The organism is Desulforamulus aquiferis (assembly GCF_030577015.1).
GTDB classification, from domain to species: domain Bacteria; phylum Bacillota; class Desulfotomaculia; order Desulfotomaculales; family Desulfotomaculaceae; genus Desulfotomaculum; species Desulfotomaculum aquiferis.
The window spans coordinates 1-18839 of sequence record NZ_JARPTC010000034.1 but is presented as its reverse complement, the minus strand read 5'-3'; the positions used below and the strand labels follow the sequence as shown (position 1 = coordinate 18839).

Annotated in this window: 14 protein-coding genes; 2 read left to right on the top strand and 12 right to left on the bottom strand. The window is 36.5% G+C overall.

Annotated features, from left to right (window positions below; translation table 11 throughout):
• Window positions 1-70 precede the first annotated feature (70 nt).
• The 3 genes from P6N53_RS17790 to ppsA all read right to left on the bottom strand — a co-directional run bounded on the left by P6N53_RS17790 (window position 71) and on the right by ppsA (window position 7536).
• The gene (locus P6N53_RS17790; RefSeq protein ID WP_304545595.1) at window positions 71-208 is read right to left on the bottom strand and encodes a hypothetical protein; all 138 of its coding nucleotides are present in this window, start codon (window positions 206-208) and stop codon (window positions 71-73) included.
• Window positions 209-494: 286 nt separating this feature from the next.
• Window positions 495-4496, bottom strand: coding sequence for an nSTAND3 domain-containing NTPase (locus P6N53_RS17785; protein WP_304545593.1), 4002 nt, complete (start codon window positions 4494-4496; stop codon window positions 495-497).
• 430 nt (window positions 4497-4926) lie between these two features.
• Window positions 4927-7536, bottom strand: coding sequence for a phosphoenolpyruvate synthase (gene ppsA, locus P6N53_RS17780; RefSeq protein WP_304545591.1), 2610 nt, complete (start codon window positions 7534-7536; stop codon window positions 4927-4929).
• Window positions 7537-7843: 307 nt separating this feature from the next.
• Between ppsA and P6N53_RS17775 the strand changes: the two genes are divergently transcribed.
• Both P6N53_RS17775 and P6N53_RS17770 read left to right on the top strand, forming a co-directional pair.
• Complete coding sequence (locus P6N53_RS17775) at window positions 7844-8632, top strand: helix-turn-helix domain-containing protein (protein ID WP_304545589.1); 789 nt, start codon at window positions 7844-7846, stop codon at window positions 8630-8632.
• A 157-nt stretch (window positions 8633-8789) separates the two neighbouring features.
• Window positions 8790-9260 carry a hypothetical protein gene (locus P6N53_RS17770; RefSeq protein WP_304545587.1) on the top strand — a complete coding sequence of 157 codons (471 nt, stop codon included), beginning with the start codon at window positions 8790-8792 and terminating at the stop codon, window positions 9258-9260.
• A gap of 24 nt (window positions 9261-9284) precedes the next feature.
• On the opposite strand, the gene larB is transcribed toward P6N53_RS17770, so the two are convergent.
• The 9 genes from larB to P6N53_RS17725 form a co-directional block, all read right to left on the bottom strand.
• A complete protein-coding gene (gene larB / locus P6N53_RS17765) occupies window positions 9285-10031 on the bottom strand; it encodes a nickel pincer cofactor biosynthesis protein LarB (protein ID WP_304545599.1) in 747 nt (248 codons plus the stop codon).
• A gap of 52 nt (window positions 10032-10083) precedes the next feature.
• Window positions 10084-11319: a nickel pincer cofactor biosynthesis protein LarC gene (gene larC, locus P6N53_RS17760; RefSeq protein WP_304545585.1), complete on the bottom strand. Its 1236-nt coding sequence runs from the start codon at window positions 11317-11319 to the stop codon at window positions 10084-10086.
• A gap of 239 nt (window positions 11320-11558) precedes the next feature.
• Entirely contained in the window at window positions 11559-13025 is a 1467-nt protein-coding gene (locus tag P6N53_RS17755) for an Msr family ABC-F type ribosomal protection protein (protein WP_441315728.1), read from the bottom strand.
• A gap of 420 nt (window positions 13026-13445) precedes the next feature.
• Entirely contained in the window at window positions 13446-13949 is a 504-nt protein-coding gene (locus P6N53_RS17750) for a GNAT family N-acetyltransferase (protein WP_304545583.1), read from the bottom strand.
• A gap of 147 nt (window positions 13950-14096) precedes the next feature.
• Window positions 14097-14525, bottom strand: coding sequence for a VOC family protein (locus tag P6N53_RS17745; RefSeq protein WP_304545582.1), 429 nt, complete (start codon window positions 14523-14525; stop codon window positions 14097-14099).
• A 101-nt stretch (window positions 14526-14626) separates the two neighbouring features.
• Window positions 14627-16198: a DHA2 family efflux MFS transporter permease subunit gene (locus tag P6N53_RS17740; RefSeq protein ID WP_304545581.1), complete on the bottom strand. Its 1572-nt coding sequence runs from the start codon at window positions 16196-16198 to the stop codon at window positions 14627-14629.
• Between the two features lie 11 nt (window positions 16199-16209).
• Complete coding sequence (locus P6N53_RS17735) at window positions 16210-17322, bottom strand: HlyD family secretion protein (RefSeq protein WP_304545580.1); 1113 nt, start codon at window positions 17320-17322, stop codon at window positions 16210-16212.
• A 4-nt stretch (window positions 17323-17326) separates the two neighbouring features.
• Window positions 17327-17926, bottom strand: a complete 600-nt coding sequence (locus P6N53_RS17730; RefSeq protein ID WP_304545578.1) for a TetR/AcrR family transcriptional regulator — start codon at window positions 17924-17926, stop codon at window positions 17327-17329.
• Between the two features lie 195 nt (window positions 17927-18121).
• Window positions 18122-18839 (bottom strand): IS3 family transposase (locus P6N53_RS17725; protein WP_304545577.1); only part of this gene is annotated, 718 nt, incomplete at its 5' end.

Here is an 18839-nt window from a genome sequence, read left to right as displayed (position 1 = left end):
GCAGTTAGTGACTTTGCAAGGTTTTCTTCTATATTTGACATAGCCCTCGCCCCTTTCTCCTCAAACCAGTTCACCAGGAGGATTTAACAGACTCAAGCAATCTCTCTTCAAGCCATGAATCCATGGGCTTTGATAGGCTTTTTATATGTGATTTTACCAGTCTATCTATATTTTTAATACTAGATAGTATAAGCTCAGAATTACCCAATCTCATCTACCTCCAAGACAATTCCTGCCTGTTTCAAAATTATTCCTTACAAAAGGTACGGTGTTTGCTGAGAGGTACCCTCCACAAATACTGATAACTGAAGAAACAATTTGTAGATCTCCTTATAATTCTTCTCTTGTATATTCTCCCATAATATTTCGCCTTAAATTATGAACTTACTGTAAATATTCCAATAATTAATTAGCCTAGGTATATGGATAATCCGAAGTTGTTGTTTTTTTATATGGTGTGCTCGATATAGCATTCTTATAAGTATCCCTATGCATTAATTAATCCAATCTATTAAGTCATAATGGTCATCATACTTTTGTCTTAAATCTCTTGTAATTTCTATTAGTCTGACGCGATTTTTCTCAATCAATTCTTCTAGTTCAAAAGAAGTAATCTCCATTTTCTTCATAACACCTTCCACTAATTTGTTACTAAAAAACAGTCTTGGGGGATTATCCTTATATATCTTGGTTGCACTCACTATAAAACTAGTCTTAAGCTTTTCCAACTCATCATTTCTCTTTAAAATTTCTTCTTCATTCACTTTTTGAATAGATGAGCTGAGTTCTTTATCCTTAAAACCTTCTAAGGTATTCTTACTATCGTTTATCACTTTATATAAAGTGAACATACTTTCTACAAGGCTTTTTATAAGATTGTCAACTTCTAGTCGTGGATAAATTTTTTTAAAAATCATTGACTTATCAAATAGTGCAAATATATCTCCTTCGCCAATTTGGTAATATTGAACTAGCTCAATATCTTCAGCTATCTTATCAAAATAGAATTCTATTTCTTCTTGGGAACTATATTGAAATAATAAATCCCATAATTCTTTATTACATTGATTTTGATTAACTGTTACATTTAGCAAAGTTTCAAATGCCAACTTCCTTTTTTCTGGACTCTTTAATAAATCTTCTTCATATATATCATTAATATTAGCAATCCTTCTATCGTCATAATTGTACAACAAATCAATTACTTCTCGTAAAGCAATATAAAATGTTTTGTTTAATTCATTCCTCCTCAAGACTTCTACTATAACAGCATCCCACAATATATAATTGTTATGATGATACCCATTCCACCACAAGGGCTGCGGATATCCACAGTGAATATTAAGACATTGTTCCAGAAGACCTTTTTTAGTTAATATATCAACCACATCAGATATAGACTTATTATCAATACTTTCACCTAATATTTCAACTTGGATTTCATATGGAATGGTCTTCGTGTTTAAAGAAACAGCTTTTACCCAGTTTACATCCTTTCTGGTTGATTTATATAAGTCTAATACCATTCTTTTCTCTTTATCAGACAAATCATTCCAACAATCAATGAAAACCTTAATGTTGGTTGTAATAAAACTTGTTTTTTTAGTTGAAAGCAATAATTGAAAAATATTTTCCCTAGAATCAGTTTTATTTCCAGTCCCATCCATCAGATACTGAGCTACACTCATCCCATAATCATGTGGTAAATTATACTGTAAATATCTATCTAGCCAGTTAAACCATGCCCTAGACAAATCGATGACTTTTTCTTCATTTTTTATATACTCTAAAGAATGCTCTGTGACTCTTACCATATGGGGCTCATCCATTCTAACATATCTAGAAGGAAATTCATTTAGAAATTCTACGAAAATCTCGTGCCATACATTCCATAATTCAATTTTATCTTTCTCCTCAACTTTACTCCAATTGATACTTTCTCTAGAATATTCATCTTCAAAGTTTTCTAAGAATTTTTTTGTTCTTATAGCCACAGACATGATATTTAAGCAATTTTTAAAATAATTTAATATAAGCCTTCTGGATTCACTACTATATCTTCGCCATGAACTAAGCGCTCCCCTAAATAGACTATATATAACTTCAGGGTGTTCATGACTATTTAAATATTCATCCACTTTTTCAAACTTATAAGCATAATTTTCAAAGATTAACCTAATTGCTTTTCCACGTATAAAACTTTCATCATATGATAACGCTTTCTCTAAAATACTTAGTGATAAAACTTTACTATTTCTAGATTTTAAAAACTTCCACATTTTTTCAGGGGAAACATCAATCCCATCAGCTATTTTTTTTGATAATGAGTCAATTTCACCACTACTTATTTCATCATGTAACCAATCAAAATAAGAAAATCTTCTTCTTTCTGAAACCTTAAAGTAAGGCATACCGTCATACCAACTAATACCATCATTTTTAATACTCGGACCATACATTAATACTTCAATAAATCTTTTTTGTTCTGATTCATTTAAATCATTTATTCTTCGGTCAAAAAACATTATAATTTTGTCCCTAACAGAAGGGAAAATAGATTCCATTCCAATTAACATTAGTTGTTTTAACTCAATACCAGGATTTTCTTTATATAAGTTTTCAAGCATTGTCAGGGTACACAAGTTAGCATTAATCGAGAGTGAGCTTAAACTCTTTCGAATTAACTCTATAACTTCCTGCTGTTCTAGAATATCTATAAATTGTTTTTTAAATAATAGTTGCGTAGCAAAATGATAGATTGGATGCACAAACATAATTCTTTTAACATTATCAATTTGTATATATCCATGCTGCTGTAAATACTTAAGTTCATTCTTGTATTCACTATTTAATTTATAATCTAAATCGTATTTAGGGTAATTATCATGCTTAATATCTTCTAAGTCCTGACCTAAAGTAAATTCCGAATAATCTTTTTCACCTTTGCATATCCCTGGTTTTTCTTCACAATTACTTAAAATAAAAGCTAAATCATTCAAGGTAACAGTTTTATATGTGTTACAACTTAATCCTAATGCTACAAAAACCTTACTTGCTGAACTTCCTCTTCTCTCAATAATCCCGGCCAAATCATTTGAATCTATCCTGGCAGTGCGTATTATATCTTCTGGCTCTAATACTATTAAATCGTTCAACTTTTTCTTAGCACTATAAATATTTGCTATATGTCCTAGTTGAAGTGATGAGGTTTTCTCAGTTTCTTGAAGCCACTTTGTTACATCATTGCATAGTTTTCTTGATTCTACAGAATCCCCGTAGTAGCTTTCCCATAGTTCTATCATTTTTTCTGAACTACCCAGTGTTAAATCAACCCAGCGATGTGAATCAATAGAACATTCACCTATATTTTTTTTGGATGTTGTATCAAGGAGAATATCTTTTCTTGAAGTTATAATAATTTTCCTATTTGATCTTGAATCTCGTATTAAATTTCTTATTTCATTCAAGATGTTTATTGCATCTTTTTTCGTTTCAACCTGTCCAAAAGGGTCTTCTAAAATCAATAATCTATCTTCAATACCTCTGTGTCTAATAAATGAAATAGCTCCCCCATCACCATAAAGTTCACCCACTCGCTCAACTTTATAACCATTTTCAAGATATTCTTGAGCAATATCTTTTGCTAAGTAACTCTTTCCACAAAAAGATATACCTGTGAGTAATAAAATATTATTAGCGCTTAAAATTCTTTCACATGATTCACTCTCTATCCTTTTAATATAGTTTTCATTTCTATTTAAAAGAATTTCTCCACTATGTTTATCAATTATATGTATTAGTTCAGTAGTAATGGAAATATCAGTACCTCTACTATGTCTTATCTTATCTATCAACTCAATTATTACATCATCAGTTTTACCTTGAGATATGTAGAATTTTTTATTTAATAAGGATTTTATTCTTTCTGTCGAGTAGGATTCCGTGTATCTTTCTCTCAATTTTATTTTTCTCAATATATTTCGAAAATGATTATTTGTTATACTATCTATAAATTTTTCTAAAAAGTTTTTTCTAGATATACTTGTAGAGCTATTATCTGAATAGCAATTCTTTATGCATCCCTTTATCTTATTTAAGTATTCGTTATTAAATCCAATACTTAATTCTGTATGAATTATTCCTTCATCAACAAATAGGCTAACATCATCTTTACTTCTCGCGTCAGAAATAAATACAGCATACCTGTTATTATCTTTATCCAACTTATTCAATAGGCTGGAATTTACGCTTCTGTTTTCAAAATGGCTTATCCAATCGGCAAAACTTTGTAGATCTATCTCCTCACTTCTATTCTTCACTTGAATATCAATTATATATTTTATTCCGTCTTGACTGAAAACAATTTGGGAATCTTCTCCATTTTTCTTTTCTACATATATTTCTACTTCGTCTTTATCCAAGTATTCTAACGCAAATAAAAGTGAATTCAGGTACTGAAAGTCATATCCCTTAGGTCCAGATATTTCAACTGACATATTCATTCCTCCCTCGTTACCCATACAAAGCACTATATTATTTTAACGTTTAAAAAAATTCTATTATTAGCCATGATGTTAAACTTCAAGAACTGCCAATTATAGACACAATGGCACTCCCCTATGACTATTGCCATTCACTAAAAAAGTCATAAAAATTTTGTAGTTAAAATATTTTATCATTCAAAATTAGAGAAAGATTGAGAAATGTGTCGAAAGCAAAGAAAATACAACGAAGTATTATTCGGTGCATATATAGGATATATATAATGCAAAAAACCCACACTAATGTGCAGGTTCAGTAAGCCTGTTTATCTTCGTACATTATGTCTTTGGGTCATGACATTCAAGAGTATAGACATGCCCTCTTGGCTCATACATAAAGCATAACTGAGCGGTGCTGCTAATTAAAGCTGGATGTATTCAGCAATTACAATATTTCGATATACCCTTCTGTCCCATGCACGCGAATTCGTTGCCCATCTTTTATCAGTTTGGTAGCATTCTCCACTCCGACAACTGCTGGTAAGCCATATTCACGTGCGATTACTGCTCCGTGGGTCATCAGTCCGCCAACTTCGGTGACTAGGCCTTTTATTAATACAAAAAGCGGTGTCCAGCTAGGGTCAGTAAAGGTGGTAATTAATATATCTCCGGCTTCTAGGTCAGCATCTTCCATGTTTAAGATGACGCGTGCTCGTCCCTCTATAACTCCGGAAGAAACAGGTAGACCTGCAATGGCTTCGGCGGGGAGATTTTCTCGTTTATACTCACCTGTAATGATTTCACCATCAGATGTGATAACACGTGGAGGAGTTAGTTTTTCATATAAATTGTACTCATCTTTTCTTTTGTTGATGATCTGGTAATCCAGGTTATGTGTTCGTACGACTTCGTGAAATTCTTCCAAAGTAAGATAGTAGATATCTTCTTTTTTATGAATTACGCCCTCTTGTACCAGTTGTTCGGCTTCTTTCAGTAAGGCCTGTTTATAAACGAAGTAGCGATGCATCCAGCCATATTTGGGGTATTCGCGATAACCGATGAAATTACGTATTAGGTCGATCATTCGTTTTGCTTCTTGGACTTTTTGTTCACCACCCGGTAATTGCCTCAATCGATCTAATAACTCTTGTTCTTTTTTTAGTGCTTCCTGTCGCCCTTGCTCAAAGATCCCCTTGCCAGCATTGGGCTTAAAGTTTTTGATGTTACTGAGAATCATAGGGATAAGTGTAGTTGGTTTTTCGCCCCAACGGGTTTTCGTAATATCGATCTCTCCGGCACATCTCATGCCGTATTTGCTGAGATAAGCATTGATAGCGTCTTGGGTTTTCTGTCCACCAGCAAACTTAATCAGTTCATCCAAAAAGCTATCATCTTTTACATGTTGTAAATAATTAATTACCTCTGGATAAGGACGAATCACATCTGCCACATCCAATAGCTCCAGCCCCATTTCCGAAGTAATATTGTTTGGTACCGATTGCGAAAGGATGTCTGCTGCGTTTTTTTCACCTAACCACTGGTTCATTTTTTCATTGATCCAGGCTGAAGCATTGATAGCAGACATAAATACAGCTACACTTTTGGGGTCAAATAAATTCTTCTTTAATTGCTGGAGATCTTCCAGAATAAAATCAAATAAATCCGATCCTGATTTCCTTTGGATGTTTTGCTTTAACTGTTCTATCGATGTTTGACTACCCTTAATCAAATCAGCAACGATGGTCGGGTCCTTTTCACTAGGTGCTTGAAAATCCAAAGATTGCATACCTTTATTGCTATCGGGAACCTGTTCTTTTTGATCATTTGGTAACAATTTTATAAAATCTCGCTCTATTATAGTCATAAGTGCGTCTTTTATAAGCGGATCGTGTTGGCCCATGTTATCTAATAAATTTTGTCTGCTGTTAGGTGAAGCCAGCATTTGAGTGACATCAACAAATAATCTTCCACCGGCTTTACTCATGGGTCGAAAAGCTGTTAACTGCCATAAGGATATTCCCAATGGTTTCATGGGGTCGGTCATCATTTGTTGGTGACCGACGGATATATAGACGTGATTTTCTTGATCATTTGCTTCGGGGATGGGGTATAAGGTAGTGATTGGCCGACTCTGGACAATATAAAATGTATCATCAGCCAAACACCATTCGATATCTTGTGGGCAACCAAAATGAGCCTCGATCTGTCTTCCTATGCGTGCCAGTTTTAAAATCTGTTGGTCAGTAAGGGTTTGTGTCTTTTGCTGATCAGGTTGGAGCTGCTGTGTCTCTGTGCCGCCTTCTTTTAGTCCATAGATAGCGATTTTTTTGGTTGCTATCAGCTTATCAATGATTGATTCTTCCTGTACTTTATAACAATCCGCAGATACCAAGCCAGAGACCAGTGCTTCTCCAAGTCCAAAACTTGCATCAATTGATAGCAGCTTACGGTTAGAAGTAATCGGATCAGCAGTAAATAAAATCCCTGAAGCCTGGGGGAAAACCATCCTTTGCACAATAACGGATAAATAAACCTGGCTGTGGTCAAATCCGTTTTGCATGCGGTAGATTACCGCACGCTCGGTAAATAAGGAGGCCCAGCATTTGCTGATATGCTGCAAGATTGCATCTTTGCCGATGATATTTAAATAGGTGTCGTGTTGACCGGCAAAGGAGGCCTGTAGTAAATCCTCAGCAGTGGCACTGGATCGCACTGCATAAGCATGTTCATCTCCAAAGTGGGAGAGATAATGAGCAACTCCTTTGACAACCTCGGTAGGAATTTCCACTTCCATAATGATTTGTCGAAGCTTCCTGCTGATTTCACCAATTTGCTCTCGTTCCTCTACCTTTAGCAGTGTTAACTGCTTCAACAATGCCTTAAGTGTTTCATTTTGTTCGATGGCCTTTTGATATCCCACGGTTGTAACACAAAACCCTGCTGGCACTTGTATGCCTTGAATTTTTGATAATTCCCCTAAATTTAATCCTTTTCCGCCAACGAGTAAAAGCTGTGTTTTTTCTATATCTTGAAAGCCTAGAACCAAGGATCTCATTCTACATCTCTCCTAACCATCTTGGCATATAAGTTCTATTGCATTTTAGCAGTAGTAAATGAGAATGAATAGTCTATATTGACCATTTTTTATCTGCTATAATTAAACTAGGAAGGGTTCAATTTTTTCGATACCCCGGTTCAGCCCTTCGAAAGCAGCTACCTTGTTAGCCTACCATGTATATAGTTATAATTAACTTTTTTTCAATTAATCATTTCATTTTACCCAAAAATATCATGCTCTTTCATTTGAGACAATGAATTCGGAAGGAAAGTGCATTAAATTTGAATACTCAGACATGGAACATATGAGCAGTATTGAACAAGACAGATATATTGAATTTAGCAGAAGCATTATTAAAGGCGTGGAGATTAAGAAGTGTAGAAACATCCCCCATGCATATAAATCCCATGTGCATAATGAACTTTCTATAGGGTATATAGTTGAAGGATCTACAGAATTAACCTTAAACGACAGGAATATCCTTTATGGATCAGGGGATGGAATAATTATACCACCTCTGATGACTCACAGATGTGCACCAAACGATATCAATCACTGGGCATATGTAATGTTATTTGTTGATCCATCTTACTATGGCGATTTAGTAAGCTTTAATCAAGCAAAAAAGTTAACTGGGAATCAAGTCCAGAAATTGATTGGCTTTATTGAACAATTACTAACAGAAAAGATTCCAGACACGTTGGAAAACATACTTATTGAATTATTGTTAGAGTTTGGAGAAAAAGATATTTCGGAAACCAGTGCTACAAATGCAAGGGATATAGCCAAAACAATCCATGAATATATAATAAGTCACGTCAATGATGTAATAACCTTAGATAAACTCCAGCAAATTACCGGATTAAATAAATTTACTATAATAAGAAAATTTAAGAAATTATATGTAACTACACCTGCTGCATACCACCTACAATATCGAGTAGCTGAAGCAAAAAGATTGTTAAGTAAAGGCGTGGACGTGTTTGAGATTTGTGAGGAATTAAGATTTTACGACCAGGCCCATTTGATTCACGAATTTAAAAAGATGTATGGTATTACTCCCGTAACATATATTAAGCAATTAAAAGAATAGCGTTAATTTATGACCGATACCATTCTGTATTATTAATATATTTCGGTTTAATTTTTTAGATTTCTTATAGGTTACTTTGATTAAAATTGGCTAAAATAATTTCATGCATATGACTTTATCTAATCATCAAATAAAATATCGTAACCCTTGGATAGCTATGGCCTGGTCTACACTATTTCCAGGATTTGGCCAAATATATAACAGAGACTATTTACCTGCTGTGTTATTTCTCGTTAGCGAGTTTCTTATTAATGTTATGGCCAATCTAAATATAGGGATTTATCATGCCTTTAACGGTGATTATGGTAAATCCCTCAGTGTTCTTGATTTTCAATGGTTACTCTTTTACCCCTGTATTTATGGCTTCTCAATATGGCAGGCCTATAGATATGCCATAGATAATAATACAAATTTACCTATTGATGAAAACACCAAAAGGGCTTCAATAAAAAATGCGGGTGTTTATATTGGTTTGGTGGTAGGTATGACCTTGGGAACAATATGGTGGACTTTCATGGGCAACCCGATTATTAATGGCTTAGTAGGTGGTGGAATAGGGGCGATTATTGGTTTTTCAATAGAAGCTTTATTTAATTGGTTCTTAATTGGTATTGGTCCCCAGGAATAGCAGCATATTGAATTCTCGTTTTTCCTATAATTTATTAATTATGCTGGCGCAATAAGCTGCGCCGAAACCATTATCAATATTAACTACACTCACACCGCTAGCACAACTGTTCAGCATAGTTAACAATGCCGCAAGACCACCAAAGTTTGCCCCATAACCTACACTGGTTGGAACTGCAATAATGGGTTTATCAACAAGTCCTCCTATAACACTGGCAAGGGCTCCTTCCATGCCTGCAACTACGATAACTACCCTTGCTCCCCGTATGGTGTCTATTTTTGAAAAAAGTCTATGTATACCTGCAACTCCCACATCCATTATCTTTTCCACGCGATTGCCCAAAATGGTTGCTGTTTCTGCTGCTTCCTCCACTACCGGCATATCGGAAGTTCCCGCTGCAACAATGGCAATATAGCTGTCTGTGAGCTGTTCTTCTTTTTTTCGAATAGTGATAGTTCTTCCCAGGGGGTTATATTTGGCTTCTGCACAGATATATTTTACTGATTCGTACATCTTTTCGTTAGCTCGGGTTGCTAATATATTATTATCCTTAGTAAGCATGAATTGGATGATGCTTGTCACTTGTTCTACAGTTTTTCCTTCACAATAGATAACCTCTGGATATCCTAACCGTAATTCACGGTGATTATCAATCTTAGCAAATCCAAATTCCTTATAAGGTAAGTCTTCAATCACCCCCAAGGCTGCTTCGACTTCTATTTCATTATTCTTTACCTCTAGCAGCAGTTTTCTTATCTCGGCTTTATTCATCAATTTCCTCCCTCCCTCTTTCCACTCAGAGATATTGCCAGAGTTTCATTATTTAGCAATTATTGTCAGCTTCCATAATTTTGTGAACTTCTTGGTAGACCTTGGCAATGGGGATGTTTCTTTCAATAGCAATCCTTTTGCAGTCCTCAAACTCTGGTTTATACTTCACCTTTTCGCCTTGATAATATGCGTTTTTCACATTTACACTTCCATATTTGGTGTTTATCTTTATGAAGTCTCTGGGCAGCATAATTTTTTCAACCTTGTATTTTCTAACACCTATGGAAGTCGTCTCTCTAAAAATTACATCAACTACGCTTTTTTCATGTATCTCCTTGACCAATACACTAAGTTTAGTGGCGGCCCGGCCCTTTTTCATAGTAATTGCCGATTTAAATACATCCAAGGCCCCTTGAGCGAAAAGCTTTTCTTCAATATAACCGTAGAGTTCCGGGTTCATATCATCAATATTAGTCTCCAATATATATTGCTCTTCTCTAGCTTCATCTCTATCCTGGTAGCCAAGATATATTCTTAAAACGTTTGGAATCTCAAGCTCTCTATGACCTATCCCGTAACCGACCTTTTCTATTGAAAGGGTCATATGATCTGTAAAGGTACATACGTTAGCTGCCAATATTGCTGCACCGGTAGGAGTAGTGGTCTCAAAAGGCACTATACCGAATTTCACAGGAGCATTCTTTAAAATTTCAACGGTTGCCGGAGCAGGAACCGGTATAATTCCATGGGCACACTTTACGAAACCTCCTCCCACTTGGACGGAAGAGGCCATTATTTTATCTACTTTTAGGAATTCAATGCACACAGCCGCTCCAACAATGTCAATAATAGAGTCAACAGCCCCTACCTCATGAAAATGCACTTCATATAAAGGCTTTCCGTGAACCTTTGCCTCGGCCTCTGCCACCTTATTAAAAATAGCTAGGCTTAAGTTTTTTACTTTATCATTCAGGTTGCTGTTTATGATTATATTTTCAATATCCTTTAAATTTCTATGTTCATGGTTGTTATGGCTATTTTGTGATTTATGTGAGGTCTGTGCTTCATTATGGTGGTGTTCATGATTATGGTGGCAGACTACATCCACTCTGGTTCCACTTATTCCTCTTTTGTTATCCTTTTTTATATGCAGCTCATATTCAGTATCCAGATTTAGTTTAGATATCTCCTGCCTTAAATAGTCCTCATCAACTCCTAAATCCAGCAATGCACCTAAATTCATGTCACCACTAATGCCGCAAAAGCAATCATAATATAATACCTTCATCGTCGATTCTCCTGTACTATTTTTGGGGGATCTACTTTCTTACTAGGAAATAACTCTAAGTCAATATGTTATTATATCCCATCTATTAATAGGTTAGAAATGTATAAAGCAACTTTTTTGTTAAGGGTTTATTGTAACTAAGTAATAACCGACACCAGAGATACTACCTTGAGCAGTATCCCTGGTGTTGTGAGAGTGTTTTTATTATCATCCATTCAGAAACGATATCTCAAAACAAATTAAGCCTTCAGAAATATTTTTTTATCCTTAATTTCATAAACTAAATCAGCCACATTCTCCAACAAACGGACATCATGGGATATGAAAATAATTGTACCAGCATAGTTTTTCATTAAATTTTCTAGTGCTTCCACTGTAGGAAGATCGAGAAAATTGCTAGGCTCATCCATTAGTAAAATGTTATATTGTCCCAGCAACATTTTAGCAAGCTGCAATTTAATGATTTCGCCACCACTTAAAACAGACAACTCTTTGCGTACATCATTAGAAGAAAATCCCATAGATGCCAGTACAGCGCGAATTTCAGATGCCTGGTAATCACAGTTTTCCAACATGAACTCCATAACACCTTGATTACGGTCAAACTTATACCCGTTTTGGGCGAAGTAGCCGATTTCCGCTTTAGGCGATAAGGAAATGCCATCTTCGCGATCTAATATCATTTTAAAAAGTGTCGTTTTACCTGCTCCATTTGCACCTGTTACTGCAATCTTAGCACCCAACGGAAATTGGAAAGATGCTTTATCAAAAATGACCTTCTCTCTAAACTGTTTAGAAATCTCTTTACCCGTGATCGGGAACGGATTGTGAAGTTCCAAGGAATTACTCTGCCGGAATCGAACGGAACGAATGACTTCGGGAGGCTTCAAATCACCAAGGCATTCGATTCTATGCTCCATATTTTTAGCGGCATTATGGAGCTTCTTTTGCTTGCTGCCCATCGTCTTTTGATGGCCAAGTCGTCCGCCGCCTTCAGAGTTATTTTTTCTTGAAGCTCCCTTCGCCTTTTTGTCAATACTCCGAGCCTGACTCTTTTTTTCGGTAATTGCTTTCTCTAAACGGTCTCGTTCAGCGGTAAACTGCTTATATTGTACAGCTAGGTTTTGTCGTTCTTCTTCCTTTTGGGCCAAGTATTCGGAATATCCGCCCCAATACTCGGTAATCTTTCCCTCTTTCAACTCCCAAATCTTGTCGACAACTTGATCAAGGAAATAACGGTCATGACTTATAACAAGCAAAGCGCCAGAGTAATATTTAAGCTGATTGATCAAAATGTCAATGCCATTCTGATCCAGGTGACACGTCGGTTCGTCGGCAAAGATACCATGTACCTCTCCAGACAGAGCCTGTGCAATTTTAAGCCGAGTCTCTTCGCCACCGCTCATATATTTTTCTTTTAAATGGTCAATTCCTAGCTTGCCCATTAAAGCGTAGTCCTTCGCCTGTTGTATAGCTACATCATCCAACTGTGGGATATAGGTGAAATTGCCCTTCCGAACAATTTTGCCATGTGCTATAGGGTGTTTACCTAGCAGCAATTTTATCAACGTGCTCTTTCCTACTCCGTTCCCACCAACAAGACCTATCCTATCATAACCATAAAGCTCCAAGTCATCAATGTCTAAAATATCACGGCCCATATATTCCACATAAATATCTTTTGCTTTTATCAATAATTCCATCATTGTTGCCTCCTTCAAAAATCGCAGTTTTCTGTTCGCAGGATAGCCTGCGATTTAAGAAGCAAGGACTATATAAAAAAGAAGTACCAATGCGTGTATCGCATAGTTTAGCTCCTTTCTAATGTTAAAAACTGATATTTTGGAAATAAAAAACAGATCTAGTCCACAATGCGGGCTTAGATCTGCATTTATTACGAGAGAGAACACGGCGATACAAGGTATAACAAAAAAGCTATCCTAATCGCGATCTATGTCTACATACGTAATAATAAGCATCTCAAAAAAGCCCACAATCGTGGATAAGGCTTTTTTATTACCAGCTTATTTAATACGCATGGAGTGTAACATAGATAACGAGCCTCCTAATATTTAATATATTGGATCATAACATTGACTATCTTAATTGTCAATTCAGTATGACAATCACTCAGATTCGGAAGTTAGTTCTTTGTTCATTAAGCATACGGTAAAAGGTAAATGACCAATTTTCTTTGTTTCTATTTCATAATAACCATTATTTATATACCATTCCTTCAAAATACTATTCTCATTGATTATTCCTATGGATATCCTAACACCTCTATTTTTCAACACATATTGTTCACAATAGTTTAAAATATCTTTTCCATATCCATTATGTCTATAGTTTGGTAATATACATAGTTTCTCTAGATAATATGTTCCAAGCTTGGCATGCTTCAATGCAAAGAAGCCAATAGGAACTGTGCCTAAATAAACCCCAAAGGTTTTTGCATCTTTGAAAATATTAAATAAGGTAGTTTCATTGATAAATGCTCCATTTGTTGGTGCATTTTTTTCATTAAGGCCAAAATTTTCTGCCTCAGTTGCGAAGGATTTCCTTATAATGTCAACAAAACAGGATAATTCATTTGTGCTCTTAATTTTATCTATCCTTATTTCTTTCATATTAATTTACTCCTATTTGATCATAGGGGTAGATACCTTGTCTTTAAGCGTTCTTCAACATGGTTCCTGATTTTCCCTGCTAAAGGCTGGATAGAAAAGCCCGCTATTTCAGATTTTAATAAGCACAAATTTTAGGGAGGCTTTAAATTATCTTTTTTCCTCCCAAAGTCGTGTGCGTTCTTCAAAGCTTACTTCTTTGTGCAATTGATGAAGCATCCATTGATAGCCGAAGGAATCTATAAATATAGCATTGGAAACTCCGTAATCAGGCAGTTCGGTCACCGGTTGCAGCTCTGTACAGCCCAAGCTGATTGCCTTTGAATATGTGTCCTTGATGTCAGGGACAAGGATGTTAAACCAAATCGCTTTGGGTTCATCTGGTTTTGGTGCTTTCAAATAAAATTTCGGGTTCTCATCCAACATGTGAAAACGTACCCCGTATAATGTAAAAATGACTTCATTTTCACCTTTGGGAAAAGCTGTAACCTCAACACGTTCGATATCAAACACTCTTTCGTATAATTCCAATGCTTTCAAGCTGTCTGTAACAACCATGTCAATTTCTACCCCGATCATTTTGAAAACCCTCCTTCTTCTATAAATCAACCCAATAAAATGCCTTCTCATATTATTTCCAAAGCTACAGCTTTATAGTTAAGGTCTCTATTTACTTAGCATTAAGCTCTTTTCATTTCTGTCCTGGGAATGCTAATGCTAATTTTCTCTTTCTTCCTATCATGTAAGAATAGAGTTAGAACAAATGCTATAAAACACAAAACAGCACCTATAATGAAACAGTCTGAGATAGCCATCACCATGGATTGCTGGGCTAAATACTTGTATAGTACAGACATACTAAGGATCTGTCCTCCTTGTTCCCCAAGACCCGCATTTAACCCTATTCCCTGAAAGACGGAAATCATATTCAAACCTTCGGGATTATCCAAAACCACACTCTGAGCTAAATTAGCAGAGTGATAGGTACTGCGTGATTGCATCAGATTGGTCATGAGGGCGATTCCAAATGTGGTTGTTACGCTCCTAATGACATTCCCCAGGGAAGAGGCTGTACCGGTAGACTCCTTAGGAATTCCTACCATCCCCACATTGATAGCCGGTGCTAGTGCTAAGCCAATTCCTATTCCCCGGATGGATAACCAAAACATCATGGTGTCAAAAGATGTTAAGGCATTAAAATCCTTCATGGCGTAAGATGAAACGGTCATAATTAGCATACCGACAAGGACCAGAGTCCGGGCACCATATTTATCAAACAGCTTTCCACTGATGGGCATCATTATAGCTGTAACTACTGCAGGGGGCAGTAAAATTAGTCCGGTCTGCATGGCAGACTGCCCCAGCACATTCTGCATTAATAGTGGAAAAAGGTAAACAGCCACTATCATAGCCACTTGAACAAATGAAGAAATAATAGTGGACAAAGTGAAAAGCTTGTTTTTAAATAACCTCATATCTAGAACCGGCTCTGGGCATCGTAGTTCATGAACTACTAATATAAACAGGTTTATAATTCCAAAAAACAACAGGGCGACAATTAGCGGATCTCCCCAGCCCATCTGATTGCCTTTGCTTAATGCAAATATTAAACAAAACAATCCAATGCAGATGGTTGCAATGCCTACAGAATCCAGTGCTGAAGTTGTCTTTTTCTCTGTTTCCGACAATAAAGTAATGCCCATAAATATAGCTAGCAGGCCGATTGGAACATTTATGTAAAAAAGCATTCGCCAATTGGCAGCCTCAATTAGATATCCACCCAGGGATGGTCCTATAGCCATAGTTGCCATTCCGGCAATACCCCAAACGCCAAGCACCATGCCAATTTTGGATATGGGATTGATCCTGAAACACATTGCCATACCCAAAGGCATGATAATCCCGGCCCCGATACCCTGAATGACTCTGCTGATAATCATCATATTAAGATTAAATGCTGCACCACATAGGAATGAGCCTAGCGTAAATAGTATTAGCGCAACAACAAAGGTTTTCTTATAGCCATATTTGTCCCCCAAATAGCCAGCCAGGGCTATTATGATACCCTGGGTCAGCATGTAAGCGGTAAGCACCCATTGAATATCATTGGCATTGGTACCAAAGACAGCCATTAGCTTTGGAATTGCAACATTAACGATACTTCCGGTAAGGCCTTGCAAAAAGGTACCCATTATGATCACCGAAGTGGCAGCCCAGTTAACCTTATCCTGTAATTCACCGGTTTTCATCATTAAATCCTCACTTATTGAGTCTTAATCGTCACTACGGCGGACATACCCGGCTTTAACTTATTATCTTGCTGAACCACGCTTATTTTTATCGGTAATCGCTGGGCTACTTTGGTGAAATTACCCGATGCGTTCTCAGTCGGTAATATGGAAAAACTTGATTGGGTGGCTCCGGCAATCTCTTCAACCTGTCCGTCAAAAATGATATTGGGGTATGCATCCACCACAATATTAACCTTATCCCCTATATGTATCCGTGCTACCTTTTTCTCTTCAATATTGGCTAATATCCAAACCCGTTCAGGATTTACAAGGGTAAACAAGGAGGTTCCTGAATTTACATTTTGTCCTTCTAAAGCAGCAACCTTTACCACGTTTCCGCTAATAGGTGATTTAATGGTTGTACGTGACAGAGACAGTTGAGAATTATCATAAGTCGCCTTGGCTTGTTTTTCCTGGGCAGCATAGGTGGCACTGCCTGTTTTATTTAAGGTATCCAATTGGGTTTGAGCAGCTGCCACAGAATCCTGAGCAGCATTCACATTAGCATTGGCAGCTTCCAAGGACTTTACCGCTGTCTCGTATTTAATTGTATAGCTGTCCAAGGTTTCCTTAGGAACCGCTCCCTGCTCGTATAAAGCAGTGTTATTGTCCAATACGCGCTTGGCATCTTCCATAGCTAGCTTACTAATATCAGCCTGTGCTATGGCTGCAGATAATGCACTTTCTGCTTTGGTAACTGCCAACTGGGCAGAGGTAATATCATTGGCCAGCTTGGTAACGGCTATTTTGCTAAGCTCCCATGCTGCCTCTGCCTGGTAGGTATTAATAAGATATTGGGTATCCTCCAACTGGGCTAACACCTGCCCTGTTTCCACAGTGTTTCCCTCCTGAGCATAGACATGGGTAAGCCTACCGGAAACCTCCGCACTGATGCTAACTAGATCTGCAGACACTTTTGCATTATCCGTTGACACAGTAGTTTTCAGCTGAATATACCAGCGAATACAAAATACGGCTAAGGCGATTACCACCAATGCCAAAAGAGCCATACGTACTCCCTTGAATAGGGATTTTTTCTTTGAATTATCCACCGAATTATTTGCTTGAGTACTTGGCTTGGTCATTTAGTTATTGCTCCCCCTTAGATATCCCTTTAATTATGGTAGAGATAAACAGCTCAATTTCCGGGCTTTGAATATTAGAGGATTTACGACTATAAAAATATTTACTAACTCCTTCTGAGGCAGAAAGGATCATGTTGGTCATGACGTCCAAATTGTCAATATTAAATGCTCCTTCCTGTTGGCCTCGCTGGAGTATTCTTGATATTAGATTTTTTTTCTGATGGTATAAATCAAGTATGTTCTTATCTACACGGTAATCTCTAAAGGGAAAGGTTGCTACTACCTTGGGAATCCATGGATGCTGCTGAATAAATTCGAATTCAAGCATTATATAGCTCCTAAGCCCCTGGATAGGATCAGCCTGAGACAAACATTTATCTTCGATTAATTGGCATTTTTCCTTTAAATTCTGAGAAAAGACTTCATTCATTAATTGTTCCTTGTTTTTAAAATACTGATAAATGGACGCTTTAGAAAAATCAGAGCGTAGGGCTATATCGTCCATAGTAATTGAGTCAAAGGTCTTCTCATTTAGAAGTTGCTCGGTAGCTTCAATTATTATTTCCCGTCTATATTCCCGTTCTCGCTCCTGCCTGGCTCTCATCTCACCATCTCCAAATCCTAATTATTATTCTGACTAATAGTTATAATAGTAAACTTCAGTTATTATTTCGTCAATGAAATATTTATAAAAGCAAGAACAAAAGCCTTCACCTATTTGAACTGCCCCCTGTCAAGTAGACAGTGGAAATAATAAAAATCCCTGACACCAATCATTTCCTTATGGTTGGTGTCATTTTTATGCTGCTGAACTATTCAGGAATTGTCTGTATTCCAAAGGCGTCATACAGTTTAATCTCTTTTGATATCGGTTAGTATTGTAATAATGTATGTATTCTTCAACTGCTGCTTCCAGATCTTCATAGTTGTTGAATCTATTAAGATAATACATCTCCGATTTCATGATTCCCCAGAATGATTCCATCGGGCCATTATCAATGCATCTGGATACCCTTGACATGCTTTGGGTCATTCCTGCATCATACAATTTTTTCTTGAATCTTTTACTCGTATATTGGAAGCCACGATCGCTGTGAAAGAGTGGTTTAGCATCCGGATATGTCTGATGTGCTATATCAAAAGTTCTAAAAACAAGTTCATTGTTGTTGGAATGTCCAACCACAAAAGAGACAACACTTTTATCTGCCAAATCAAGGATTGCACTAAGATAAGCTTTGCTTTGAAGACCATACTTCATTTCGGTCACATCAGTTAGCCATTTTGTACCAAATTCATTGGATTGAAAATTTCTATTTAAGACATTTTCTGCCGTGATTTCAGGTGTTGATTTGATGTAATTCTTACGCTTCCTACGGCATACAGATTTCAGATTTAAGATATTCATAAGTCTGTATATCCGCTTATGATTAACATTAAGATTATTTTCCCGGTTTAGTCTAATTGTCATCTGGCGGTATCCAAGAATTCCGTTTCTTTCTTCATAGGCATCCTTAATC